Origin of the sequence: Aeromonas sp. MR7, assembly GCF_963899385.1 — a bacterium.
In the GTDB taxonomy this organism is placed as follows: domain Bacteria; phylum Pseudomonadota; class Gammaproteobacteria; order Enterobacterales; family Aeromonadaceae; genus Aeromonas; species Aeromonas bestiarum.
Window position 1 is genome coordinate 181736 of record NZ_CAWQXH010000050.1, and the last position, 26069, is coordinate 207804.

The following is a 26069-nucleotide window of genomic DNA, read 5'->3' on the forward strand; positions in this document are numbered from 1 at the left end:
GAAGCCTCCATCCGATTGCGGGCCCGACTCGGCGGGCCCGCAAATCTCGTTACTGTGCGAGCCGTCCGGCCGCCTTGGCCTCGGCATCCCAGGCGGGGACTGTGGTCTTGAGGAACTGGGCCTTGTCGCTGTTCATCTGCTTCATGTCCATGCCAAGGGCGGCCTGGGCCTTCTCCTTGCTGGAGATGTCAGGAATGGCGATCTCGTGGCTGATCCCCTTGGCCGCCAGCAGGCGAGCCAGCTTGGTGCGGGCGTCTGCTGCCTTGTCCAGAGCGGTACCCAGCATGCGCAGCGCCACTTCCGGTGCGTGCATCTGCACCCCGTGGGAGGCGATGGAGAAGTCCCAGCGCCATTGGGCGTGGCGGATGTCCTGCTGAATGTCCTTCATCTCGGCCTCGGTGGCGCCGGCATCCCAGGCCGCCTTGGCCTCGAAGTGGGCGTGCACCAGCTGCTTCTCGACTTTTAGCTTGATCTCGGTCACCGCATCCTTGCGCTGCTGGACTATGCCTTGCAGCATCTCCTTGCTCTGGGTGTGGCAGTTGCGGCAGGTTTGATCGAAGCGATCGAAGGGGTTGCCCACCTTGTGATCCGTGTAGACCTTGCCCTGCTCGTTCTGCACCTTTGGCATGTGGCAGTCGACGCAGGCGACGTTGTTCTGGCCGTGGATGCCGGCGCGCCAGGTCTCGTATTCCGGATGCTGGGCTTTGAGCATGGGGGTCTTGGAGAGGGCATGCGTCCAGTCGGCGAAACCGATCTCGTCGTAGTACTCTTCCATCTGCTCAACAGTCGTGCCCTTGTCCCAGGGGAATTTCACCGCCTTGGTCGGACCGCTGAAGTAGTACTCCACGTGGCACTGGCCGCACACCTGGGACTGCTGATCGAAGCGCCCCTGTTCCTTGAACGGTTTGCCGATGGCGGTCATGGCGCGGTCGGCATAGGGACGGGAGAGGTGCAGGGCAGGTTTCCCTTCCTTGAACTCTTTCGAGGCGGTGTCGTGGCAGTCGGCGCAGCCTATGGTGTTGACGATCTCGGGTCCACCTTTTGCCCACATCCCCTTGAAGTAGCCATCCTCACCCTTCTCGTCGATGACTCGGGCCACGTCCGGGCCCTTGCAGCTCCAGCAGGCCATGGGCAGGGGGCCATCCTCGGCGGTCTTGGGTGCGCCGGTGCGCAGGGTTTCCCGCACGTCGGTCAGGGCGTAGAAGTGGCCGCGCGGCTTGTTGTAATCCTTGGAGAAGGGGTAGCCGGCCCAGAGCACCACCATCTGCGGATCGTCCGCCAGGGCGTCGGTGCGCTCCTTGCTCTCGCTGGTGCCTTTCCAGCTGCTGAACTGTTCGGCGTGATCCTTGGCGAACAGCTCGCTGCGCGCCTCTATCTTGCCCTTGGGCTGTGCCTCGTCGGCCGCCTGTGCCAAGCCGCTGGCGCCAAGGCAGGTGGTAAGCAGCAGGGCGGCTAGGCCCAGCCTGGTCTGTCTGTTGTGTGAACTCACGATCATCACTCCCAAATCGATCTCATTGCCAAGCCTGACCGTTCCATCCTGGATGTGGGCATCAGCCCCCGCACTAGGCAGGAGCAGGCAGGCCGATTAATTGTTATTAGTGAATAAAAACCATGTAATTATGCGATTGCTCGGGCTGGATATTACCAAATGGGTAAAATGAATGATGATTTATCGAGGCGGGGCTTGCGCTAGATCAATTGCCGGGGGAGGCAAGTGCCGGAAATGAGATCCCGGTTAAATTATGAGGAAACTCAACTTATTGGACCACCGTCAACCGACACTAATGTCATTTGCCGGTGAGTGGGGGCGGCAAGCCTTGTTCTGCATGGAATGTGCTGCGGGGTAGGGGGTGGTCTATCTATTTCGGGATATAAAAGTAAATTTGCATAAATACTCAATCTTGATGGCACCAAAGAGAGGCGAGACAAGGGCTGAACCTGCGGATTAAATCATGGTGAGCACCGCTGTCATCACCCGTTTCCATGCAGGGTGATCCGCGCCTGATCACCCTGCCCCTCGATGGAGAAGGGGAATAAAGAGAGCCGACGATTGCCGGCTCTGCGTTTATCCATTTGTGGGTGATGGCGTTATCGGATCAGCGCTTTTGCCAGCAGGTGGATGGGATGCTCACAGCGGGGAATCGGAGTGCTCATCTCTATATCCATCTGCCACTGTGATCTCTTATACCAGCGCCTGGGCCAGCAGGCGGATCGGATGCTCACAGCGGGGAATCGGAGTGCTCATCTCTATATCCATCTGCCGCTGTGATCTCTTATGCCAGCGCCTGGGCCAGCAGGTGGATGGGATGCTCACAGCGGGGAATCGGAGTGCTCATCTCTATATCCATCTGCCGTTGTGATCTCTTATGCCAGCGCCTGGGCCAGCAGGTGGATCGGGTGTTCACAGCGGAACGGCGTACTCATTTCTATCTGCCACTTGCAGGTCTCGCAGTCCGTGATGACCAGATCAGGCTTGAGGCGGTTTATCTGATCAAACAGCCCCTCGCCGATGGCTTGGCTGGTCTCGTAGTTCTCCGACTTGAAGCCGTAGGTGCCGGCGATGCCGCAGCACTGGGACTCCAGTACCGTCACCTTGACCCCGGGAATGGCGCGCAGCAGCTCGAGGGTGTAGATGACGCCGCCCATCTTCTCCATGTGGCAGGGGGTGTGGTAGGCGATGTGCAGATTGAGCGGCTTCATGGCCGGCTTGTTGCCCCGGTAGAACTCGTTCCACAGGAAGCGGGTCACCAGCGAGATGCGATCGCGCACCTTGTGGTTGTCCTGCTCCAGCAGGTGGGGGTATTCATCCCGCAGGGTGAAGCCGCAGGTGGAGGAGGTAGCCAGGAGCGGCATCTCGTTGCCAAGCAGGGTGTTTTCCAGCTGCTTGATGTTGAAGGCCGCCTGCTGTTTGGCCTTGTCCATGAAACCGTTGGCAATCAGCGGTACGCCGCAGCACTTCTCCCGCTCCAGCAGTTGCATGCCTATGTTCATGGCGTTGAGCACCTGCATCAGCTCCTTGCCGAGCTGCGGGTGGTTGTAGTTGACGTAACAGCCGTGGAAATAGGCTATCTGGCGTTCAAAGCGGGCCTGGCTGGCTTTCTGCTTCTTGTACCAGCCGCGGAAGGTGCCTTGCGAATACTTGGGCAGGTCGCGGTGGGAGGAGACCCCCAGCGCCTTGTCCAGCACCAGCTTCATCGGCTTGAGCCCTGTGGTGAAGTTGACCACGGGCGCCATCAGGGTGGACATGCCGCCCATGAGGTCGGTATGGGAGAGCACGAATTCGCGGATCCCGGGCTTGAAGTCGCTGTATTTGTGCTTGGCCTTGGCGATGATGTCGCCGATGCGCACCCCGCTCGGGCAGGCCACTTCACAGCGCTTGCAGTTGGTGCAGTACTTGAGGGCGCTGTCGAACAGCTCGGGGCTCTTGATGCGCAGCCGCTCCCCATCGGGACCGGCCTGTTTCGGGCCCGGATAGGCGGGATTGGCCTTGGCCACCGGGCAGTAAGCGGTGCAGACGGTGCATTTGATGCACTGATCGAAGGTTTGGTTGGCGTGATCCAGTAGCATGATTTACTCCTCCCGGGCCGGATTGAAAGCGCAAGGGACGCGGCAATGGGATTGTCGAGCGGGCAGCGGGCTGCCCGCAGTCAGGAAATGCAGGGTGGGCATCTCACACCCCTGCCAGAATATGGCCGGCGGCTTGCCAGCCGGTGGCAACCGCGACACCTGAGCCTGAGCCCTCTTTGATCGGGTCGTAATGGGCCAGCACACTGCCCGCCCCATAGAGGTTGGCGAGCGGCTTGCCGCCGCGCATCACCCGCAGCTTGTCGTCAGTCTTGACCCCGAAGCCCATGAAGGGGTGGTGGTCGAACAGGCGGCGACCGGCCCAGGCATCGCGCTCCTCCAGGCTCAGTACGTCGGCGTTGAATATGGGTTCGCGAATGCCGCGCAGCCGGGATTCGAGGCCGCGGCTGAAGAAGCTGCCGGAGGCGAGCACGAAGTGGTCCGCCTCGAACAGCTGATCGTCGCCGTTCTGGCTGTGCACGCCTATCACTCTGTCCCCCACATAGCGGGCGCCCAGCACCCGTTCGCTGGTGAGGAAGGTGCCGCCAAGGGCCAGGAAGCGGCGCTTGAGCGCCTCCTGCATCCGCATGCCGATGAGTGAGGGCGGCATGGTGGCCACCTCCTTGATGGTGCAGCCGGTGCGTTTTTCCAGCTCCGCCAGACGGGGGCCGACCAGCCCCAGCGACAGGCAGGCGGGCAACACCACATGGCGGCAACCGGGATCGCTGCTCTCGTGCACCATGCGGCAGATCTCGCGGGCCAGATCGGCCAGCAGATCGGGCTGGTCGCCCTTTTGCTTGTCAAACAGGCGGGCTATGTCGGCGGAGCGAAACTCGTGGGGATTGCGGCTGAATTCGGCGAGCTGGGGCAGGCGAATTTCACCCGTCATGATGCGGCAGTGGGCGAAGCGCGGATGGGTCGCCAGGTTGGCGGCCGCGAGCGCCGGGTGAAAGTCGCGAAATCCTTCCAGGGTAGCCAGCAGGATGGCATCGGGGGCGGGCGTATCTGTCTGGCAGGCGCAGGTATGGGGCGACAGCCAGGTGGATTTCAGGGTGCCTATGGGGGTCAGCCGCTGGTGGTTGGTCTCCTGGCGAAACAGGGGCAGCCCCTGTTCGTGGCAGTGGCGCTGCAGATCGGCGAGGCTCGCCTCTATGTTGGTCAGGCCCACCTTGCTGTAGGGGTGATCCGGGTGCTCGGCCATGAAGGCGGGCAGGGCGGCGCGGGGATCGCCGTCGCTCTCCAGCAGATCGATCGAGCCGGAGGAGAAGTGCAAGGCGCTCTGGCCCGAGGCCATCAGCAGCGTCTTCTGACCCGCTTCGGCGAGGCGCAGCGCCGCCGAGAGGCCCGCCATGCCGCCACCTATCACGATACTGTCAAATTTCATGACTGCACTCCTTGAGTCAATGGGGCCTGGCTGTGGTCTTCTGTCCTGCTCACGGGGTCGAGGGGAAAGGGGGGCTCGGCCACCAGGTGGGGCGCCGTCCACTCTCCCAGACCAAACAGCCCTTCGTAGATCCAGTAGGTAAACTCCGCCTCGCGCAGGGCATCGCCCCACAGCACGGGACGGGTGCCCTTGTAACGCTCCTCCAGGAACTGGCGCAGCATGACGCAGGCCTGGCGGCCATCGGCCTTGCCGTACTCCTGCATCAGGCCGGCGGCCCGGTAGGCGCACAGCTCACCCTGACAGGGACCCATGCCCAGGCGGGTGCGGCGGCGCAGATCCACCAGGTTGTCCACGTCCAGCTCGCGCAGGGCGTACTCGATTTCGCCGGCCGTCACCATCTCGCATTCGCAGATGAGGGCGTTGGCCTTGGGGTTGTCACGAAAGAAGGCGATGACCCGCTCGCCGTGGCGATACTGGGCCGAGCCTTCTGCCGGGGCCGACAGACCGGGGGCGGAGACCTTCTCCGGATCCCGCGAGCCGGGCAGGCTCAGCTCGGCGGTGCGGCACGGTTTGGTGTTGCCTATCTTCCTGGCGATGAGGTCGGTGGCCCACTCGGCCATCAGCCGATAGGTCATCAGCTTGCCGCCTGTGATGGTATTGAAGCCCTGCAGGCCGTCACGATCGCTGTGATCGAGCAGGACTATGCCGCGGCTGATGTTGCGGCCGGTTTCGTCGCCATCCACCGCCACCAGGGGTCGAACCCCGGCGTAGGCGCGCAGCAGACGGGTGCGCGCCATGATGGGGGCTAGCTTGATCCCCTCGCGCAGCAGCACTTCCACCTCGTCCGGATCCACGGTGAGCTGGTCAATCTTCTGGTAGTCGATGCGGCTCGAGGTGGTGCCTATGAGGGAAATGGTATCGCCCGGCACCAGAATGTCCGCATCCGCCGGTTTGCGAGCGCGGTTGAGCACCATCTGGTTGATGCGGTAATCCATGATGAGCAACGAGCCCTTGGCCGGGAACATGCGGATGCCGAGATCGGCGTACTCGCAGATCTGCTGGCCCCAGATCCCGGCGGCATTGATCACCTCCTGACACTCCACCTCGAACGCTTCGCCGGTGCGGGTGTTGATGGCCTTGACGCCATGGACCCTGTCCTGGGTGCGCAGCAGCCCCAGCACCTTGCTGTGGGTGAAGATGCGCGCGCCATGTTCTTTCGCATCCAGCACGTTGGCGGCGGCGAGGCGGAAGGGATCGACAGTGCCGTCCGGCACTTGAATGGCGCCGATCAGCGCCGGGTTGACGTTGGGCTCGAGGCGCAGCGCATCGGCCGGATCCAGCTGGCGGGCGTCGATACCCGCCAGGGCACAGGCGTCCATGAAGGTGTTTTGAAAATTGATGTCATCTTCCGGCAGGGTGACGAAGAGGCCGCCCGTGTCCTCGACACAGTGGCTGGCGATCCGCTTGAGGATGCGGTTCTCCTGAATGCACTCGCGGGCGGACTCCGGATCCGTCACCGCATAGCGGGCGCCCGAGTGGAGCAGGCCGTGGTTGCGGCCCGTGGTGCCGGCGGCGATGTCATCCCGCTCCAGCAGGATGCAGTCGATGCCGCGCAGTGCGCAATCGCGCATGATGCCGGCTCCGGTGGCGCCACCCCCTATGATGACGACTTGTGTGGTTATTCTTTTCATTCTTGCCCGTCTCATCTCTTCCAGATGACGCCAGTGTGGCGCCTCTCTGGCCGAAAATGTTTGATATGGGCCAAATTAATGCTCGTAAACGCTCATGCGTGCGCAGGCTAATGAGCAAATCGTGACTCTGGTCACACTCCCATAACAGAGAAGGGGCCACCAGGGCCCCTTCTCTTGGCATGAAACGGGTGTTCAGCCACAGCATTTCTTGAACTTCTTGCTGCTGCCACAGGGGCAGGGGTCGTTGCGCCCTGCCTGCAGCGGTGCCGGATCCTGCTCGCCATCTGTGTAGACCCAGCGTCCCTGATAACGCACGAAGCGGGAGCGCTCATGCAGGCAGTGGCGCTCATCCCCCTCCTTGAACCAGGCCTTGAACTCCACCATGCCGGTTTCGTCCGAGGGGCCGCCTTGGGCGGCGAGGATCTCCAGCCCGTCCCAGCGGGTGTCGGTCTGGGAGAGCTGATCCGCCGTCAATCCCCCCAGGTGATCAGGGTGCCAGCTGTGCACCAGATAGTCGCCCAGCCCCAGCACGAAGGCGCTGTAACGGGAGCGCATCAGCTGCTCCGGAGTCTGCGCCTCGGCCCCCTGGTGCAGTGATCCACAGCACAGTTCGAGAGAAAGAGTTGAACCGCAAGGACATTTGTTCATGTGTCAGCCCATCAGGGTCGATAGATAAAGGTGCGGAGATTGTAGCGAAAGCGGGTCCCCGCCGACCAGCGCCCTATACTGGTTGGGTAGGAACGGAACACCAATAAAAACAGCTGCAAGGATGTGAAAGATGACGCTAAAGCAGAAAATTCTGTTGCTGGGAGCCATCCCCGTGCTCCTGATGGCCCTGGTGGTCAACCTCAGCAACTACATGATTTCCAAGAGCGATTTGGAAGCCGATCTGGTGGCGGCGCGGGAGAATGCGATCAAGGAGCGCAAGGCGTTGCTCAGCAGCTACCTGATGCTCGCCAAGACGGCCGTCGACACGGCCTACAACCAGCCAGACAGCCCGGAAGCGCGCAAGCAGGTCACCGAGATCCTGCGGCCATTGCGCTACAGCAGTGACGGCTACTTCTTCGTCTATGACTTCCAGGGCAATACGGTATTGCTGCCGACCCGCCCCGAGATGGAGGGCAAGAACCGCTGGCAGGACAAGGATGCCAAGGGCAAGCTGCTGATCCAGGAGATCGTCAAGGCGGCGCGCCAGGGGGATGGCTTCTCCGAGTACTGGACCGCCAAGCCCTCCATCGGGCGGGATGCGCCCAAGCTCTCCTTCAACCTGGTGCTCGACAAGTATCAGTGGGTCATAGGCACGGGCTTTTACATCGATGACATCGACAACGAACTGGCGGCGCTGCGCACCGAGCGTGAAAGCAACATGCACGACTCCCTGCAGAGCAGCGTGCTGCTCATTCTGGTGATCCTGGGGATCACCCTGGCGGTGACTGTGGTGATCGGCAATCGGGTCACCCGGCCGCTGGCGGATGCGGTGTCGGCCCTCAACGACATAGCCGACGGGGAGGGGGATCTGACCCAGCGCCTCAAGGTGCAGAGTCATGACGAGATTGGCCAGCTGGCCACCGCCTTCAACCGCTTCGTCGAGCGGATCCAGTCGGTGGTGAGTCAGGTGGGAGAGACCAGCAATCACCTCTTCAGTGCGGTGGAGAAGCTGCACCACCTGAGCGAGCACTATGACCATCAGATGCACGGCCACAGCCGGGAGACGGATCAGGTGGTCACCGCCGTGACCGAGATGAGCTCCACCGCCCAGGAAGTGGCGGCCAGCGCCTCCAACGCGGCCACCGCCACCAGCGACGCGGCGCGCGAGTCCGATGCCGCCCGTGGCGTGGTGGGCAGCGCCATCAACAGCATCAACCGGCTGGTGGGCGAGGTGCATACCGCCTCCGGCGTCATCGAGCAGCTGGCGCAGGAGACCGGCAAGATAGGATCCGTGGTCGAGGTCATTCGCGGCATCGCCGAACAGACCAACCTGCTGGCGCTCAACGCCGCCATCGAGGCGGCCCGGGCCGGCGAGCAGGGGCGCGGCTTTGCGGTGGTGGCTGACGAGGTACGCTCCCTGGCGGGCCGTACCCAGCAGAGCACCAAGGAGATCAACGAGATGCTGCAGCGGCTGCAAAGCGGCGTCAAACAGGCGGTGGACGTGATGCAGGCCAGCGAGGAGCGCAGCCAGGAGACGGTACAGGAGGCGAGCCACATCGCCACCTCCCTCGACAGCATGGTGATGGCGGTCAGCACCATCAATGACATGAACATCCAGATAGCGACGGCGGCCGAGGAGCAGCATGCGGTCTCCGAGGAGATCAACAAGAACCTGGTGGCCATCCAGCAGATCGTCAGCGAGCTGACCGACGCGGCTGTGGAGTCCAACAGCACCACCCGCGATCTGGCCAGCACGGGTGACAAATTGCGCAAACTCGTCTCCCAATTCCGCTACTGATCGCATTTTTGCCGTCTGGACGTGATTTCCAGACGGCAAATTTGGGGATTGGCGGAGAATGTGGGAAAATTGTCACCATCCGCTCTTTTCGTTAACCCATATCCTATGAATGAGATCGTGAAAGGCAGTATCGATTTGATCCGTCAGCTCAACTATGGCCTGGTCTACGCCAGCCTGGAGGAGCACAAGGAGCTGTCCCGTACCGATCTGTCCCGTTTGACCGGCCTCTCTCCGGCCAGCATCACCAAGATCACCCGTGAACTGCTCGATGGCGGTCTGGTGGTGACCTGTGGCGAAAGCTCGGTGGGCCGTGGTCGCCGTCAGACCCTGCTGCGCATCAACGAGCGCCGCTTCCAGTTTCTCTCCATGCGTCTGGGCCGTGGCTATGTGGACATGGCCCTGTTCGATCTGGCCGGTCGCTCCCTCGCCCGTCATCGCCACACCTTCAGCGAGGCCGAGCGTGCCGACCTGCTGGCCAGCCTGGTGCGCGCCATCGAGGGCTTTTTGCCCAAGAAGGCGCTGCGCCTTGCCTGCATCGCCCTCTGTCTGCCGGGGCAGGTGGAGCGCCACTCCGGCATGGTCAAGCACTTCCCCTTCTATGATCTGCGCAACTGGCCGCTTGGCCCTACCCTGCAGGAGGCGTTCGCGGTGCCCGTGCTGGTCAGTGGCGACGTGCGCACCTGGATCCAGGCCGAGCGGGAGTGGGGGGCGGCCAAAAACTGCGCCGATGCAGTGCTGGTATTCGTGCACAACGACATAGGGGTCGGCATGGTGGTCAATGGCCAGCTCATCGAGAGCGAGTCGGCCCTGCTCGGCGATCTCAGCCACCTGCAGCTCGAGCCCTACGGCCAGCGCTGCTACTGCGGCGGCTTTGGCTGCGCCTGTACCCTGGTGACCAATCAGGCACTGGAGGCCCAGTACCGGGATCTGCGCGAGCGCATGCAGGAGCATGATCTGCCCGAGAGCGTCACCATCCGCGAGTTGTGCGAGCTGGCGCTGGCGGGCAACAGTCTGTGCCAGGACATTCTCCATCAGGCGGCCGGTCGTCTCTCCCGGGTGCTCTCCAACCTCATCTGCCTGCTCAATCCGGGCAAGCTGCTGCTGGGGGGGGAAATCACCCGCGCCGATCGGCTGCTGTTCCCCATGCTGCACCAGTCCCTGGCCAGCCAGTTGCCGGCCGAATACCTAGTGCGGCTGCAAATCGAATCCACCCACTTCTACGAAGATCCCACCAAGCCCACCTCGGTGCAGGTGCACAAGGCGCTGCGCGACGGCAGCCTGCTGCTCGACCTGTTGCGAGGTGACAAGGAGGCATGAGACTCGGGTTGCAAGGACGCTTCCTGCTCATGCTCTGTCTGGTCAGTTTGCTGCAACTGGTGTTGCTGAGCGGGGCCAGCTACTACTACGTCTCCGAGCAACGCTACCGCGAGGTGGGGGATCAGGCCCTCGACGTGGCGCGGCTGGTGGCCCGTGAACCCGGTGTCATCGCCGGGGTGAAGCGCGGCGATACCGCCAGGCTCAACCTGCTGGTGGAGCGGATCCGCGCCGAGGTCGGCGCCAGTTACATCGTCATCGGTGACAGCGAGGCGCGGCGGCTGGTGCACCCCAATGCGGATCGCATCGGCCAGCCCATGGTGGGGGACGATCCCAGGCGTGCCCTGCAAGGAGAAGCCTATATTTCCCGTGCCCAGGGATCGCTCGGGGTCTCGGTGCGCGGCAAGGGGCCGATCCGCAACGAGATGGGACAGGTGATTGGCGTGGTGTCGGTCGGTTATCTGGTGCGCGACATAGATGCGGATCTGCAGGGTTTCCTGCGTTTTGGCCTTGCGATGACCCTGCTCATCGTCTTGCTCAACAGCGGTGCGGCGGCCTGGCTGGCGCGGCGCTACAAGCGCGCCCTGCTGGGGTTCGAGCCCGAGCAGATCGGCCGCCTCTATGCGGAGCTGGATTGCACCCTGCGCACCGTGCGTGAGGGGATCCTCACCATAGATGAACAGGGGCGGCTTACCTCTCTCAACCCCAACGGCATCCGCCTGCTGCGTCTTGACGAGCAGACGGCGAGGGCGGCCATGGGTCAGCCCGTCACCCGCTTGCTGCCGGAGAGCCGCATGCTCTCCCTCATTCAGGATCCCCGTCCCCAGTTTGATGAAGAGATAGTGCTCAACGGCCAGCAGCTCATCGTCAACCGGTTGCCGCTGGTACGCGATGGCAAGCTGATCGGCGCCGTGTCGAGCTTTCGCCGCAAGGACGAGCTGGCCGAGCTCAGCGCCCAGCTCTCCCAGGTGCAGGCTTACAGCGACCTGCTGCGGGTACAGACCCACGAACACAACAACCAGCTCGGCACCATAGCCGGCCTGATCGAACTCGGCGCCACCCGGGAGGCGCTCGCCTTCATCGGACGGGAGGCCGCCACCGAGCAGACCCTGCTCAGCTTCCTGATGGGGGCCATCGCCAAGCCCAAGGTGGCGGGCCTACTGCTTGGCAAGTATCACAGGGCCCACGAGCTGGGGCTGGTACTGGTGGTGGACCCAGACTTTCATCTGCACGACATCCCCCTTCGCGTCAGCGGTTCCCAGCTGGTGACAGTGCTGGGCAATCTCATCGACAATGCCTTCGAGGCCACCCGTCGTCACGGCGCGCCTTACCCGCCGATCCGGGTTTCGTTGAGCGATCTCGGCCAGGATCTCATCCTGGAGGTGGAAGACGGGGCGGGCGGCATAGATCCCGCCCTGGCGGACAGGTTGTTCGAGCGCGGAGTCAGCAGCAAGACGGAGCCGGATCACGGCATCGGCCTCTCCCTGGTGCGCAAGACCCTGGATGCCCTGCAGGGGACCATCACCATCGAAGCCACGGCGCAGGGCAGTTGCGTCGTCTGTTACATTCCCAAGGAGGTGTGAGTGATCAAGATCCTGATCGTCGAAGATGATCCGGCCATCGCCGAGATCCACCGTCGCTTCGTGCAGCGGCTGGCGGGGTTCGAGGTGCTGGGAGTGGCGCTCACCCTGTTCGATGCCAGAGAGCAGATAGACATCCTCAGACCCGATCTGGTGCTGCTGGATGTGTGGCTGCCGGATGGCGAAGGGTTTTCCCTCTTGCGTGAATTGCGCCAGGCCGGGGCCGGCCTGGATGTGATCCTGCTCACTGCCGCGCGGGAGGCGAGTGCCCTGCAGGAGGCGATGCGGCTCGGGGTGGTGGATTTCATCCTCAAACCCGTGGTGTTCGAGCGACTGCGCGATACCCTCGACAACTATTGCCAGAGCCGCGCCGCCCTGGCGGCCCTTGCCGACATCGATCAGCAGGCGGTGGATACCCTGCTCGGTACACCGCTGCAGCAGGTGGCGGCCGCTGGTCTGCCCAAGGGGATAGACGCGCTCACCCTGCAACGGGTGCTGACGGCATTGACCGGCGTCGGAGCCAGCGCCGAGGATATAGGCAACCGGGTGGGGGTGAGCCGCACCACGGCGCGTCGCTATCTGGAGTTTCTGGTGGGTCAGCAGCTGGCGAGCCCGGAGCTGGAATATGGCACTGTCGGGCGGCCGGAGCGGCGTTATCGCCAGCCCTGAATGGGATAGCCACCTATCTTGTTTGCAAATAAAAAGAGCGCCTGTTGGCGCTCTTTTGCTGTGTGAGATCCGCGAACTCAGCTCGGATCGGATTGCAGCGTGGTGACCGGTGCGCGGCGGGCCTGCCACCACTGCCAGACCGGCAACAGCAGCATCACCAGGGTCACCAGAGTGAAGCCGAGGGTGATGGGCCTCTCCCACAGGAAGCTCAGGGAGCCGTCGTTGATCACCAGGGCCCGGCGCAGGTTGTCCTCCAGCATGCCCCCCAGAATGAAACCGAGCAGCATGGGAGCCATGGGGAAGTCCAGCAGGCGCAGCCCGATGGCGATCAGCGCCACCAGCGCCATCACATAGATGTCCATGGTGTTGAAGGAGACCAGATAGACCCCGATCAGCGAGAACAGCAATACCATGGGGATGAGCACGGGGCGCGGCACCTGCAGTATCTTGGCCAGATAGGGGATGAGCGGCAGGTTGAGGATCAGCAGTACCACGTTGCCCAGATACATGGAGATGATCACCGACCAGAACACGTCCGGGTGCTCCATGAACAGGCGCGGGCCCGGCTGGATGCCGTAGGCGATGAGGGCCCCCAGCATCAGCGCAGTGGTGCCCGAGCCCGGGATCCCCAGGGTCAACAGGGGCACGAAGGCACCGCTGGAGGCTGCGTTGTTGGCCGCCTCCGGTGCGGCTATGCCGGTCAGGCTGCCCTTGCCGAAGGCCTCCTGTCTGCGCTTGCTGGCGAAATTGCGCTCGGCGCCATAGGCCATGAAGGAGGCGATGGTGGCGCCGGCTCCCGGCAGTACGCCGATGAGAAAGCCCAGCACAGAGGAGCGCATTATGGGCGGCGCTATCTCTTTTACCTCGGCCTTGCTCAGTTTGAGGGAGCCGAGCTGCTGGATCTTGCTCGCCTCCTCCTTGCTGGTGTCCTTGCCCGGGCGCAACACCGTCATCAGGATCTCCGCCAGGGCGAAGGTGGCCATGGCCAACAGCAGGAAGGAGAAGCCATCGCGCAAGTCCGGCAGGCCAAAGGTGAACCTGTCCACCCCGACGCTGCGGTCGATGCCGACGGTGGAGAGCATGATGCCAAACAGCGCCATGATCAGCGCCTTGAGCACTTGGCCCTTGCCGGCAAAGGCCGCCACCGCGGAGAGCCCCAGCACCATGAGGGCGAAGTAGTCCGCCGACTGGAAGGAGAGGGAGACCTTGGCGAGCAGGGGAGCCGCCACCATCAGGAAGATGGCAGACAGGGTGCCGCCGGTGAAGGAGGCGTAGGCGGCGATGGCCAGCGCCTTGCCCGCCTGGCCCTTGCAGGCCAGCGGATAGCCGTCGATGGCGGTGATCATGCTGGCCGAGCAGCCCGGCGTGTTGATCAGGATGGAGGAGGTGGAGCCCCCAAACATGGATCCGTAATAGACCCCGGCCATCAGGATGATGCCGGAGGCCGGGTCCAGCCCGTAGGTGATGGGGATCATCAGGGCGATGGCGGTGGCCGGCCCCAGGCCCGGCAGCATGCCGATGAAGGTGCCGACGAAGCAGCCGACGATCACCATGAAGATGTTGATGGGCAGCATGGCGGTGCCCAGTCCTTGCAAAATGCCGTCTAACATGAATTCTCCTTATCCCAGCAGTTGCGTTAATAGCCGGCCTGGCTCGAGGTAGACGTTGAGCCCCTTGGTCAGCAGGGCCCAGAAGATGAGGGTGAAGGGCAGGCTCACCTTGCAGGCGAAGGCGAGACTCTGCTCGCCCATCAAGCGGATCCCGACGATGAGGAACAGGGTGGTGGCGATGACAAAGCCGAGCCAGCCGAGGGCCACTCCATAAACCAGCATCAACAGCAGCAGGGCAAAGACCAGTCGCCAGTTGCCCGTTTCACGCTGCAGCCGCTCCCCGCCCGGAAAGCAGATCAGCAGCAGGGAGAGCAGGGCGCCGACGCCAGCCAGGGCATAGGGCAGGGTGCTGGCGGTAAAGGGTTCATATTCGTCCCCGGGATAGCCGGGGATCAGGGTGGCGTGATAGCCGTAGGCGAGGGAGAGCAGCAAAAACAGCAGCCCCCCGAGTCGCTCCTTGGTCAGGTGCATGACGATGACTCCGTTGGGCGGGGCTGGCCCGCCACAGGTTGAGGGATCACTTGATGAAGCCGAGCTCGCGCATCAGGCCGCCGATCTGCTGCTCCTGCTGGTTGAGGAAGGCGGTGAACTCGGGGCCGGCCTGGTAGAGATTGGTCCAGCTGTTGCGGGCCCGGACCGTTTCCCACTCCTGCTTGTCATACATCTGCTTGAGCAGGGTGGCGAATTCGGCGGATTTTTCGGCGCTGACGGCGGGGGAGGCAAAATAGCCGCGCCAGTTGGCAAAGACAGTCGGGTTGCCCTGCTCGCTGAAGGTGGGGATCTCGCTGGCATCCGGCATGCGCGTCGGGGCCGTCATGCCGAGGATCCGGATCTGGCCGGACTTGACCGCCTCCATCGCCTCGCCAAAGCCGGTGGAGAGCACCTGGGTTTCCCCTGACAGCACAGCCGCCATGGCGCTGCCGCCGGCGTCATAGGCCACGTAACGCAGCTTGCCGGCATCCGCCCCGGCATTTTTGAAGGTCATGGCTGCCACCAGGTGATCCAGGCTGCCACGGGCTGAGCCGCCGGCTATCTTCACCTTGGCGGGGTTGGCCTCATAGGCGGCCAGCAGCTGGGGCCAGTTCTGGTAGGGGGAGTCCAGCGGCACGGCCAGCGCCTGATAATCGGCGATGATGGCGGCGACCGGGGTGAGATCCCGGAACGATTGGGGCAGCTCCTTGGAGAGGGATTTGACGATGATGGGGGTGGAGTTGACCATCAGCGTCTTGTCTGACTGGGCCGAGGTCTCGATCAGGTGGGCGATGGCCTTGGCGCCGCCGCCGGCCGAGATGTTCTGGTAGGAGGCGGTGGTGATGAGACCGGACTTGGTCAGCGCCTCGCCGGTGCCACGGGCCGTGTTGTCCCAGCCGCCGCCTGCACCGCCCGGAATGAGGAAGTGGATTTCGTCTATCTTGGCCTGGGCGCCGAGGCTGGTGCCCAGCAGGCAGCAGAGCAACGTGCGTTTGAGGGTTCCTTGCAACATGGTGTACTCCTTGTGATTGTTGCAAGAAGGTTAATTAATCATGTCTGGCTGGAAAACAATCTGGCCGTAATGGCTATTAAGGCTGTTGTGGGCATTGTGTTCATTCTGGTCACGATGGGGTGAGGGGCTTGGCCATGGCGGATGGCGGTCATGTGCGAACCCTGCCGCAGGGTGAAAACGCGCTAGGCTCCCCGCCTGAAAGCGGTGAGCCCAGCGGATGCCGGGTGTGTCTCATCCCTTTGATGGCGGGGCGGACATCTTGTCGTCGCGGCTTCCCTGCTGCTTGATGGCTTCGGTTGCCTGCTGCTTGAGCTGCAACTGCTCCATCACCAGCTTGTAGGCGATGTAGTATTTGTAGATGTTGCCCACGTAGGTCACGGTTTCGGGGCCTATCTTCTCCGCCGCCACGTACTCGACGTTGTGGAACCAGACGTTGGGATCCAGCCCCCGCTTCTTCGCCTCGGTGCGCAGCCGCGCCACCCGGGCGGGGCCGGCGTTGTAAGAGGCGAACGAGAACAGCGCCTTGTCGAGGGCCGTCATGGGTTCGTCCGCATAATAGTGATCTATCATCCAGCGCATGTATTTGGCGCCGCCGTGGATGTTGGGCTCGATCTGGCGGATATCGCCCACCTTCAACCCCTTGCCGGTGGCGGGCATGATCTGCATGATGCCGATGGCACCGACGTGGCTGCGCGCCTTCTGGTTGAGCGCCGACTCCTGATAGCCCTGGGCTGCCATCAGCAGCCAGTCCACGTCATAGCGATCGCCATACTGGCGAAACAGCTCCACCACCTGCAGGAATTTCTTGCGCTCGGCCTCGGCGGCGGCGCTCTTGACGAACTTGTTCTGCTTGAGATAACGGGCCAGGATGGCCTCTCCCGTTGCCTTGCCACGCAGGGCGGCTATCTGCTCGTTGAGCATGGCGAGCAGCTGGGGGCTCTCCTTGCGCACCGCCCAGGCGATGATGCCTCCCTCCCGGAACACGGGGTCTTCATGGATGCGGATGGCGGGGAAGATCTTCTGCCAGAAGCGGGCCTTGTGCTCGTCCATGACGATGAAGGGCAGCAGGCCGGCGTTGACCATCTCCACCAGATCCTCATCTTCCAGCGCCTCCGGGGCCGACTGGATATCGATCAGGGGTTCACCCGCCGCCTTGCGCGCCTGGTTGTAGGCGATCAGGCTCTCGAAGTAGCTCGAAGAGGGGCGCACATAGAGGGTCTGGCCCCCCAGATCGGCGGCGTTTTCCACCTTGGGGGAGGCCGGCCCCGAGATCAGCAGCTCCCGCACGTTTTCCAGCAGGGGCGCGGTAAATTCCACCCCCTGCTTCTTGCGCTGATCCGTGATGGTGAGGTTGGCGGCGGCTATGTCACCCTTGCCCTCGACGAGGGACTTGAGCAGGGACTCCCTGGCTACCGGGATGAAGACGATGTGCAGCTTGAGGTGGCGCTTGAGGTTTTTTCCCTTGCGCAGCTGTTCGTTGAGCCGTTTCTCCAACTGCATGAAGGCGTCATAGGTAACGCCTCTTTGCACCCCCTTGTTGATGAAGTAGCCGGTCTTGTTGTAGGTGGTCAGCACCCGCAGGGTGCGCCGCGCCAGCATGTCATCGAGGTCGCCGAGCATGGGGGTGGCCAGCTCTTCGGTGCTGAATGCCAGCGAGGCTGGCTCCTCGTCGGCTGCCACTTTCTGCTCCGCCGCCGTGGCCGGGGCCAGGGTGCACAGCAAGCAGCTCAGGATGATCCATAACCGTTTCATGATGAGTACCTCACTCGTTTCATTGAGTGTAAGCGGCAGGCTAAGTGCTACTTAGCTCATTGGGTTTGCTAAAACGAGCCGGATAGCACAATAGGCCCTATTGGATTGGCCGGGTCAGGAAGGGGGAGGCAGTGGTCTAGGCTGTGTGCGGGTGATGGGGGGTGAAATGAAGAAGGGAGCCATTATGGCTCCCTTCTTGTTGCGGTGCGATACGGCGCTAGAACCAGAAGCCGATGATAAAGGAGCCTGCCAGGGTCAGCATGACGTTGGCCACCGCATAGGTGCCCGCATAGCCGAGCGCCGGGATGGAGCTGTTGGCCGCCTCGTTCACCACGTCCATGGCCGGGGCACAGGTGCGGGCACCCGTGATGGCCCCCAGCAGCAGGGCCGGGTTCATCTTCAGCACCCAGACCCCGAACAGGTAGCCCACCAGCACCGGCAAGGTGGTCACCAGCATGCCGGAGAAGAGCACCACGGCACCGACCTGGCTCAGGTGATCCAGAATGCCGCCGCCCGCCTTGAGGCCGGTACTCACCATGAAGACGGCGAGCCCCAGATCCTTGGCCAGACGCAGGGCGCCCGGCGGCACATAGCCGACCGTGGGGTGGTTGGCTCTCAGGTAGCCCATCAGGATCCCCGCCAGCAGCAGGCCGACGGCGTTGCCCAGACCAAATTCGAGCTGGCCGAACACCAGGGAGACTGAGCCTATCAGCAGGCCCAGCACGAAGAAGGTGGTGAAGGCCACCAGATCCGTGGTTTGGCTGTGGATGCTGATGAAGCCTATCTTGTTGGCCAGCAGCTTGACCCGCTGCTTCTCGCCGCTGATCTGCAGCACGTCGCCCTTTTGCAGCATGATGTTGCGATCGAACGGCATCTCTATCTGGGAGCGTACCACCCGGTTGAGGAAGCAGCCCTTCTCGGTGAGGTTGAGCTCCACCAGATGGCGGCCCACCACGGCATCGTTCTTCACCACTATCTCTTCGGTGACTATCTGCAGGTCAAGCAGGTTGCGGTCGAACACCTCCTTGCCGTTGCGATAGTTGACGTCGAGCTTCTCGTGGCTCTCGGGATAACCCACCAGGGCGATCTCGTCCCCCTCCTGGATGACGGCGTCGCCATCCGGGCTCGCCAGTATGCCGTTGCGGCGGATCCGCTCCACATAGCAACCTGTGTGGGGATAGATGCCGGTCTCGCGCAGGGTGCGTCCCCCGATCCAGGCCGCGAGCTCCGGGCCGACCCGGTAGGCGCGGATGATGGGCAGATAGGTCTTGCGGCTCTCGCTGTCGGACAGCCCCCGCTCGCGGGCTATCTTCTGAGCCTCTGTGTTGAGGTCCAGCCGTGCCAGAGAGGGGAGGTAGCGCACCACCAGCATCAGCCCCACCAGACCCACCAGATAGGTCAGGGCATAGCCGATCCCCATGTTGTCGAGCACGGGTTGCATGTCGGTGCCATGGGGCAGGTTGAGCAAGCCGCTGCGCAGGGCATCCTGGGCCCCCACCAAGGCCGGGGTCGAGGTCAGCGAACCGGCCAATATGCCGGCGGCCATGCCTGGTCCCAGGTTGAAGAACTTGGCCAGCCCCACCGTCAACAGCAGCGCCGTCAGCAGGATCACCAGGGTGAGGGTGATGTAGTGGATGCCATCGCGCAGGAAGACGCTGAAGAAGTGCGGTCCCGCCTCTATTCCCACGCAGAAGATGAACAGCATGAAGCCGACGTTCTCCGTGGTGGCGGTGAACTCGAAGCCCATCTGGCCGAACAGCAGGGCGGTAAACAGCACGCCTATGGTGTTGCCAATCTGGAAATTGCCGAGTTTGACTTTGCCCAGCAGCAGGCCGAAGGCCAGTACCACGAACAGCAGCAGGGAGTCGCTTTGATGTAGCAGTGTCACGAAATCTATGGTCATGCCCGGAAAAACCGAGGAAAAAAGTGGGGCCGATATTGTGCCGGATCCCTCACCAATAAAGAAGCGTCAAAGGAGGATTAATCGGCAGTAAAGCGTTCCGCTGCCGCCATGGTCGAGGGAAACCTCGGGGCTGGCAGGAAAATGACCTCTATTTCCCTCTGTCTGCCCCGCTGTCAATGAGTGATTCCTGCTATCTGTGATCCCGGCCCGTACACCCAGCTTGAAAATTTATTCCCTGCTGTTTGGCGGCCAGGTTTGGCGTTTTTTCAGCATATCTGACTGGGGGCGATGGACCGCAATGGAAACGAGTATTGGGGGGCCGGATGGGGGGTGACCCATGGCGTACGGGATGGCGAAAAGATATCTGGAAAAAGTATCTGATCGCTGGCCTTTTGACCCATTCGGGGGGGCGCTCAAAAACAGCAGAAAATGGGGGCGGCAAGGAAAATGGGCTCTCGCTGGCGGCGATGGCCTGCGAGGCTAGGCCGCGACTGGCTTTGGCTGACTTACCCACAGAATCTGTGGATAACCCTGTGCGCGAAACTTGGTGATCAGCCTGCAGGCCGCGCCAATACTGGGGCGCAAGGGCTGTTCAAAAAATACCGGTAAAAAAATGTTTCTATAAAAATCAAATAGTTAGGCGTGACAGAACAAAACGCTGTCGGGGCGGGAGAGGGAGCAATGAGAGGGTGTCACCGCAGGGAGCGGCTTGTGCATTAAAATTGGTAGAGGAAAGCACTAAAGTGGATAACTTGCACCGAGATGGTGAGGAATTGGCTCCCCCGACTGGACTTGAACCAGTGACATACGGATTAACAGTCCGCCGTTCTACCGACTGAACTACGGGGGAACATCAGGCAAGGAGGGGCACTATACAGAGCTCGCTTTTCGAGGTCAATAGCCGCTTGGGCAGGAGAGTGGATACCCAGGCCACCCCAACTCGGAGTACACTTCTGCCTTGCCGTTTTTTGCCGGGAGTCGTCATGAGCAAGTTATTCCAGTTGGCCAGCCAGTTTGAACCCGCGGGCGATCAGCCAGAGGCGATCGCCCGCCTGCTCGATGGCATAGAGTCCGGCCTCGCCCACCAGACCCTGCTCGGGGTGACTGGCTCGGGCAAGACCTTCACCATGGCCAACGTGATCGCGACCCTGAACCGTCCCACCATGATACTGGCCCCCAACAAGACGCTGGCGGCCCAGCTCTATGGCGAGATGAAGGAGTTCTTTCCCGACAACTCGGTGGAGTATTTCGTCTCCTACTACGATTACTACCAGCCCGAGGCCTATGTGCCGACCACGGACACCTTCATCGAGAAGGATGCCTCCATCAACGATCACATAGAGCAGATGCGGCTGTCGGCCACCAAGGCCCTGCTGGAGCGGCGGGATGTGATCATAGTCGCGTCTGTGTCGGCCATCTATGGTCTGGGGGATCCCCAGGCTTACCTCAGCATGATGCTGCACCTTAAAGTCGGGGACCTGATCAATCAGCGGGACATACTGCGCCGCCTCGCCGAGCTGCAATATACCCGTAACGACATGGCGTTTCAGCGCGGCACCTTCCGGGTGCGGGGCGAGGTGATCGACATCTATCCCGCCGAATCGGACAAGCTGGCGCTGCGGGTGGAGCTGTTTGACGAGGAGGTGGAGCGGCTCTCCCAGTTCGATCCCCTGACCGGTGCCATCGAGCAGACTGTGGTGCGCTACACCATTTACCCCAAGACCCACTACGCCACCCCGCGCGAGACCATACTGGGCGCCATCGAACACATCAAGGAGGAGCTTCGCAGCCGCCGCGAGCAGCTGTTGTCCCTCAACAAGCTGGTGGAGGAGCAGCGCATCAGCCAGCGCACCCAGTTCGACATGGAGATGATGCAGGAGCTGGGCTACTGCTCCGGCATCGAGAACTACAGCCGCTATCTCTCGGGCAGGGCGCCGGGGGAGCCGCCGCCCACCCTGTTTGACTACCTGCCGGGGGATGGCCTGCTCATCATCGACGAATCCCACGTGACGGTGCCGCAGATAGGCGCCATGTTCAAAGGGGACAGGTCCCGCAAGGAGACCCTGGTGGAGTACGGTTTTCGCTTGCCTTCGGCGCTCGACAACCGGCCGCTGAAGTTCGATGAATTCGAGGCCCTGATGCCGCAGACGGTGTTTGTCTCGGCGACCCCTGGCCCCTACGAGCTGGACAAGTCCGGTGGCGACGTGGTGCAGCAGGTGGTGCGTCCCACCGGCCTGCTCGATCCCGAGATCGAGGTGCGGCCTGTCACCACCCAGGTGGACGATCTGCTCTCCGAGATCCGGCTGCGGGTCGCGGTGGAAGAGCGGGTGCTGGTGACCACGCTCACCAAACGGATGTCGGAAGATTTGACCGAGTATCTGGCGGATCACGATGTGCGGGTGCGCTACCTGCACTCCGACATCGACACCGTCGAGCGGGTGGAGATCATCCGCGATCTGCGCCTCGGCAAGTTCGACGTGCTGGTGGGCATCAACCTGTTGCGCGAAGGGCTCGACATGCCGGAGGTCTCCCTGGTGGCTATTTTGGATGCGGACAAGGAGGGCTTCCTGCGCTCCACCCGGTCGCTGATCCAGACCATTGGCCGTGCCGCCCGCAACCTCAATGGCAAGGTCATTCTCTATGGGGATACCATCACCAACTCCATGAGGGTGGCCATTGAGGAGACGGAGCGCCGCCGCGCCCTGCAGCATGCCCACAACCTCGAACACGGCATTACCCCCAAGGGGCTCAACAAGTCGGTGGGGGACGTGATGGACATGGGGGGCAGCCGCAGCGCGGGCAAGGCGGGCAGGGGCGGTCGCAAGGCCGCTGAGCCACAAGGGGAATATCATGCCCGCTCCGCCAGCGAGATCGCCAAAGAGATCAAGCGGATGGAAGAGCAGATGTTCCAGCATGCGCGGGATCTGGAGTTCGAACAGGCGGCCGCGTTGCGAGACCAGATCCAGCGGCTGCGCCACGAGTTGATCGAAAGTTGATGGGCAAACGCTGGCTCATCTGGCGGCGCGTGCGTCGCCTCTATCTGGGCTTTCGCCACCCGGCTACCCCCTGGTGGGCCAAGGGGCTGGTGATCCTCATTTTGCTCTATGGCATCAGCCCGGTGGATCTCATCCCCGATCTGGTGCCTCTGCTCGGCTGGCTCGATGATGTGACTCTGCTGCTGGTGTTGCTGTGGGGCTGGGAGAAATGCCTGCCTGAACACGTCAGGCTGACGCTGGATAAACAAAACTGAATCAGTTCCCCTCTTAATCAGGGGTGAACAGGCGCCGGTTTTTTATCTTTTTCAGGTAAAAAAGGGAATCGATTGGATTTCGTTTTCCACTGATTAAAAAGAGCATAATAGGGAGATTGTGACCCTGAATGCATTGGCGTAGACTCCACGCCGTTCACTTTATGAGTATGAAAAAATGGATCTGATCCTGTTTGCAATCGACTTTATCCTGCACGTTGACGTACATTTGAAAGAGCTGTTCGAAAACTATGGTGTCTGGGTTTACGCCATCCTGTTTCTGATCATCTTCTGTGAAACCGGGCTGGTAGTGACACCCTTCCTGCCGGGTGACTCCCTGCTGTTTGCGGCCGGAGCCCTCACGGTGGGCAGCGTGCTGGACGTGCATACCCTGGCTGGGCTGCTGATCGTGGCCGCCGTGCTCGGCAACGTGGTCAACTACACCATTGGCCACTTCTTCGGCGAGCAGCTGTTCCGCAATCCGGACTCCAAGATCTTCCGTCGGGACTATCTGGACAAGACTCACGCCTTCTATGCCAAGCATGGTGGCAAGACCATCATCATCACCCGCTTCCTGCCGATCGTGCGTACCTTTGCCCCCTTCGTGGCGGGCATGGGCGCCATGACCTACCCGCGCTTCCTGGTGTTCAACCTGGTTGGCGGCCTGTTGTGGGTGCTCTCGTTCGTCTACGCCGGCCACTTCTTTGGCAATCTGCCTGTGGTGCGTCAGAACTTTACGCTGCTCATCTTCGGTATCATCGGCATCTCGCTGCTGCCCATGGTGATCGGCATGGTGAAGGCCAGGATGAACGCCAGCAAGGCGGCATCCTGATCCACATCGTGTATGAGTGAGAGATCAGCATGAGAAAAGGGGAGCCAATGGCTCCCCTTCTTATGTGGCACAGTTTGGTTTAGCTGCAGCAGCGGCCCTTGACCAGGTTGCCTATGGCTACCACCACGAAGACCAGCAGGTAGGCGGCGAAGATGGCCACCAGCGCCATACTGGCGGCATGGCGAGCGGGTTATTGCTGGATCTGGTGATGGAAATGGATTGAAGAATGGGAGCCAATAGCTCCCATTTTTAATGACACTGTCTGGTTTAGCTGCAGCAGCGGCCCTTGACCAGATTGCCTATGGCTACCACCACGAACACCAGCAGGTAGGCAGCGAAGATGGCCACCAGCCACTGGGGCATGGAGAAGCTCAGAAACTGCCAGCTGATCTCGCTGCAATCTCCGTCCGGGAAGAACAGCCAGGGGACCCACTGATCCAGCGGCGCCCAGCTCGGGAAGTCGGCAAAGGGGCTGCAGACGTTGAACGGGGAGGGGTTCATCTGATAATCCACATGCTTGAGCGCCAGCTGGAGGCCGCGGAAGGCACTGTAGCCCCACAGCAGCAGGGCGCTCCAGCGCACATACCACTTCTGCGGTGCCACCATGCCGAGCAGACCTGCCGATATGACCCCCAGCGTGGCGATCCGCTCATAGACGCACATGACGCAGGGATGCAGGCCCAGCACGTGCTGGAAGAAGAGGGCGCTTAACTCGAGGAACAGGGCTGAGGCGGCAAGCAGGCCCCATGCCAGCCGATGGGCGGCGATACGTCGCAGAAACTCAATCATCTGGTTGATCTCACAGAAAAAACAGTGGCTGAATTAGAGCAGAGCAGGGGCTAAAAAGAAAGGGCCCAGGCGGGCCCTTATGGGATCAGTGCAGCGCCGGCAGCACCGCAGGCGTGACCTTGTCGAGCACCAGCCAACCGGCCTGATAGAACCACTCGGTCACCGGGCCGAGCAGCATCTCCACCGAGACGAAACCCACCAGCCCCAGCACCAGGGTATAGGGCAGCGCCATCCATACCATGCGGCCATAGGAGAGGCGCAACAAGGGAGCCAGTGCCGAGGTCAGCATGAACAGGAAGGCGGCCTGGCCGTTGGGAGTGGCGACCGATGGCAGGTTGGTGCCGGTGTTGATGGCGACGGCCAGCAGATCGAACTGCTCACGGCTGATGGCGTTGTTGAGCAGGGCCGTCTTCACCTCGTTGATGTAGACGGTGCCGACGAAGACGTTGTCGCTGACCATGGAGAGCAGGCCGTTGGCCAGATAGAAGAGGGCGAGCTGATCGTCCGGCTCGGCGGCCAGCACCCACTGGATCACGGGTTTGAACAACTGCTGATCTATGATGACGGCCACCACGCTGAAGAAGACGGCGAGCAGGGCGGTGAAGGGCAGGGCCTCCTGGAATGCCTTGCCGAGCGAATGCTCCTCCGTGATGCCGGTCAGTGAGGTCGCCAGCACTATGACAGACAACCCGATCAGCCCGACGGCTGCCAGGTGCATGGCCAGCCCCGTGATCAGCCAGAGGGCGATCAGCGCCTGTATGATCAGCTTGGCCTTGTCTTGTGGGGAGCGCTCGGCCTCTTCGTAGCGGTTGTAATCCTCCATGATGCGACGCACCGCATCCGGCAACTGGGCGCCATAGCCAAACCAGCGGCACTTCTCAACCAGAATGCAGGTGAGCAGGCCGCAGAAAAACACGGGGACTGTGACCGGTGCCATGCGGATGGCAAACTCGCCAAAATGCCAGCCAGCCTGCTCACCTATGATGAGGTTCTGCGGCTCTCCCACCAGGGTGCAGACACCGCCGAGGGCCGTCCCTATGGCGGCGTGCATCATCAGGCTGCGCAGGAAGGCACGGAAATCGTCCAGATGTTGGCGATTGAGTTCGTTGACGGAATTGTCGTTGGTGTGGTCGTGTGAATTGCCGAAATCCTTGCCGGAGGAGACCTTGTGGTAGATGGCGTAGAAGCCCGTTGCGACGCTGATCACCACGGCAATCACGGTCAGGGCGTCGAGGAAGGCTGACAGGAAGGCCGATACCAGGCAAAACGCCAGGGAGAGCAAGGTCTTGGAGTGGATCCTGATCAGCAGCTTGGTAAACACGTAGAGCAGCAACTGCTTCATGAAGTAGATGCCGGCCACCATGAATACCAGCAGCAGCAGCACCTCTATGTTGGCCACCAGCTCATGCTTGACCTGCTCTGCCGAGGTCATGCCGATCAGCACGGCCTCGATGGCCAGCAAGCCACCGGGTTGCAGCGGATAGCACTTGAGCGCCATGGCCAGGGTGAAGATGAATTCAACCACCAGCAGCCAGCCGGCGGCGAAAGGGTCGAGATGGAAGGCGATCGGGTTGATCAGCAGAAATAGCAGAATGGCGGCCTTGTACCACTGGGGCGCATTGCCCAGGAAGTTCCTGGCAAAGGCTTGTCCTAAGCTGATTGGCATAATAATGGATCTCTGTTTTGTTGTGGGTATCTGCGTCTATGCAGTCAAGACAGGCTCGACCAGAACATCCGGATGTTGTCCCTTATCAGATTGATTCCTCATGATTTTAATCAAAAATGGCTTTAACTATAAATAACAT

The 26069-nt window shown here is 61.9% G+C and carries 19 protein-coding genes and 1 tRNA gene; 7 read left to right on the forward strand and 13 right to left on the reverse strand.

Annotated features, from left to right (window positions below):
- Nucleotides 1-49 precede the first annotated feature (49 nt).
- The 5 genes from nrfA to AACW87_RS19715 all read right to left on the reverse strand — a co-directional run bounded on the left by nrfA (nt 50) and on the right by AACW87_RS19715 (nt 7287).
- A complete protein-coding gene (gene nrfA, locus AACW87_RS19695) occupies nt 50-1495 on the reverse strand; it encodes an ammonia-forming nitrite reductase cytochrome c552 subunit (protein WP_241325916.1) in 1446 nt (481 codons plus the stop codon).
- A gap of 869 nt (nt 1496-2364) precedes the next feature.
- On the reverse strand, nt 2365-3567 hold the full coding sequence (gene glpC, locus AACW87_RS19700) for an anaerobic glycerol-3-phosphate dehydrogenase subunit GlpC (RefSeq protein WP_103470655.1): 1203 nt from the start codon (nt 3565-3567) through the stop codon (nt 2365-2367).
- 103 nt (nt 3568-3670) lie between these two features.
- On the reverse strand, nt 3671-4948 hold the full coding sequence (gene glpB, locus AACW87_RS19705; protein ID WP_241325917.1) for a glycerol-3-phosphate dehydrogenase subunit GlpB: 1278 nt from the start codon (nt 4946-4948) through the stop codon (nt 3671-3673).
- Nucleotides 4945-6639, reverse strand: coding sequence for an anaerobic glycerol-3-phosphate dehydrogenase subunit A (gene glpA / locus AACW87_RS19710; RefSeq protein ID WP_241325918.1), 1695 nt, complete (start codon nt 6637-6639; stop codon nt 4945-4947). The genes glpB and glpA overlap by 4 nt, the downstream gene beginning before the upstream one ends.
- 192 nt (nt 6640-6831) lie before the next feature.
- A complete protein-coding gene (locus AACW87_RS19715) occupies nt 6832-7287 on the reverse strand; it encodes a YchJ family protein (RefSeq protein ID WP_241325919.1) in 456 nt (151 codons plus the stop codon).
- Nucleotides 7288-7417: 130 nt separating this feature from the next.
- Between AACW87_RS19715 and AACW87_RS19720 the strand changes: the two genes are divergently transcribed.
- The 4 genes from AACW87_RS19720 to AACW87_RS19735 all read left to right on the forward strand — a co-directional run bounded on the left by AACW87_RS19720 (nt 7418) and on the right by AACW87_RS19735 (nt 12648).
- Complete coding sequence (locus AACW87_RS19720; RefSeq protein ID WP_098983928.1) at nt 7418-9085, forward strand: methyl-accepting chemotaxis protein; 1668 nt, start codon at nt 7418-7420, stop codon at nt 9083-9085.
- Between the two features lie 105 nt (nt 9086-9190).
- Nucleotides 9191-10402 carry an ROK family transcriptional regulator gene (locus AACW87_RS19725; RefSeq protein ID WP_043138976.1) on the forward strand — a complete coding sequence of 404 codons (1212 nt, stop codon included), beginning with the start codon at nt 9191-9193 and terminating at the stop codon, nt 10400-10402.
- The gene (locus tag AACW87_RS19730) at nt 10399-11982 is read left to right on the forward strand and encodes an ATP-binding protein (RefSeq protein WP_241325920.1); all 1584 of its coding nucleotides are present in this window, start codon (nt 10399-10401) and stop codon (nt 11980-11982) included. The genes AACW87_RS19725 and AACW87_RS19730 overlap by 4 nt, the downstream gene beginning before the upstream one ends.
- Nucleotides 11983-12648 carry a response regulator gene (locus AACW87_RS19735; protein WP_241325921.1) on the forward strand — a complete coding sequence of 222 codons (666 nt, stop codon included), beginning with the start codon at nt 11983-11985 and terminating at the stop codon, nt 12646-12648.
- 77 nt (nt 12649-12725) lie between these two features.
- Here AACW87_RS19735 and AACW87_RS19740 read toward each other — a convergent pair whose 3' ends face one another.
- From AACW87_RS19740 to AACW87_RS19765, 6 genes are all read right to left on the reverse strand, one after another.
- Nucleotides 12726-14258, reverse strand: a complete 1533-nt coding sequence (locus AACW87_RS19740; RefSeq protein ID WP_241325922.1) for a tripartite tricarboxylate transporter permease — start codon at nt 14256-14258, stop codon at nt 12726-12728.
- A 9-nt stretch (nt 14259-14267) separates the two neighbouring features.
- Nucleotides 14268-14729 carry a tripartite tricarboxylate transporter TctB family protein gene (locus AACW87_RS19745; protein WP_241325923.1) on the reverse strand — a complete coding sequence of 154 codons (462 nt, stop codon included), beginning with the start codon at nt 14727-14729 and terminating at the stop codon, nt 14268-14270.
- A 46-nt stretch (nt 14730-14775) separates the two neighbouring features.
- The gene (locus AACW87_RS19750) at nt 14776-15741 is read right to left on the reverse strand and encodes a tripartite tricarboxylate transporter substrate binding protein (protein ID WP_241325924.1); all 966 of its coding nucleotides are present in this window, start codon (nt 15739-15741) and stop codon (nt 14776-14778) included.
- 231 nt (nt 15742-15972) lie between these two features.
- Complete coding sequence (locus tag AACW87_RS19755) at nt 15973-17493, reverse strand: lytic transglycosylase F (RefSeq protein WP_241325925.1); 1521 nt, start codon at nt 17491-17493, stop codon at nt 15973-15975.
- 217 nt (nt 17494-17710) lie between these two features.
- Nucleotides 17711-19396: an aspartate:alanine antiporter gene (locus tag AACW87_RS19760; protein ID WP_042869981.1), complete on the reverse strand. Its 1686-nt coding sequence runs from the start codon at nt 19394-19396 to the stop codon at nt 17711-17713.
- Nucleotides 19397-20170: 774 nt separating this feature from the next.
- A tRNA-Asn gene (locus tag AACW87_RS19765) sits at nt 20171-20246 on the reverse strand.
- Between the two features lie 133 nt (nt 20247-20379).
- Between AACW87_RS19765 and uvrB the strand changes: the two genes are divergently transcribed.
- From uvrB to AACW87_RS19780, 3 genes are all read left to right on the forward strand, one after another.
- Complete coding sequence (gene uvrB, locus AACW87_RS19770) at nt 20380-22392, forward strand: excinuclease ABC subunit UvrB (protein WP_098983936.1); 2013 nt, start codon at nt 20380-20382, stop codon at nt 22390-22392.
- Nucleotides 22389-22646 (forward strand): YkvA family protein, encoded by a 258-nt coding sequence (locus AACW87_RS19775; RefSeq protein WP_241325926.1) that lies wholly within the window; start codon nt 22389-22391, stop codon nt 22644-22646. The genes uvrB and AACW87_RS19775 overlap by 4 nt, the downstream gene beginning before the upstream one ends.
- A gap of 175 nt (nt 22647-22821) precedes the next feature.
- Nucleotides 22822-23475 (forward strand): DedA family protein, encoded by a 654-nt coding sequence (locus AACW87_RS19780; protein ID WP_043138999.1) that lies wholly within the window; start codon nt 22822-22824, stop codon nt 23473-23475.
- A 267-nt stretch (nt 23476-23742) separates the two neighbouring features.
- Here the strand turns inward: AACW87_RS19780 and dsbB are convergent, their stop codons facing one another.
- Together dsbB and nhaB are read right to left on the reverse strand one after the other, a co-directional pair.
- Nucleotides 23743-24264, reverse strand: coding sequence for a disulfide bond formation protein DsbB (gene dsbB / locus AACW87_RS19785; RefSeq protein ID WP_042869989.1), 522 nt, complete (start codon nt 24262-24264; stop codon nt 23743-23745).
- A gap of 85 nt (nt 24265-24349) precedes the next feature.
- Nucleotides 24350-25930 carry a sodium/proton antiporter NhaB gene (gene nhaB / locus AACW87_RS19790; RefSeq protein WP_241325927.1) on the reverse strand — a complete coding sequence of 527 codons (1581 nt, stop codon included), beginning with the start codon at nt 25928-25930 and terminating at the stop codon, nt 24350-24352.
- Nucleotides 25931-26069: the final 139 nt, after the last annotated feature.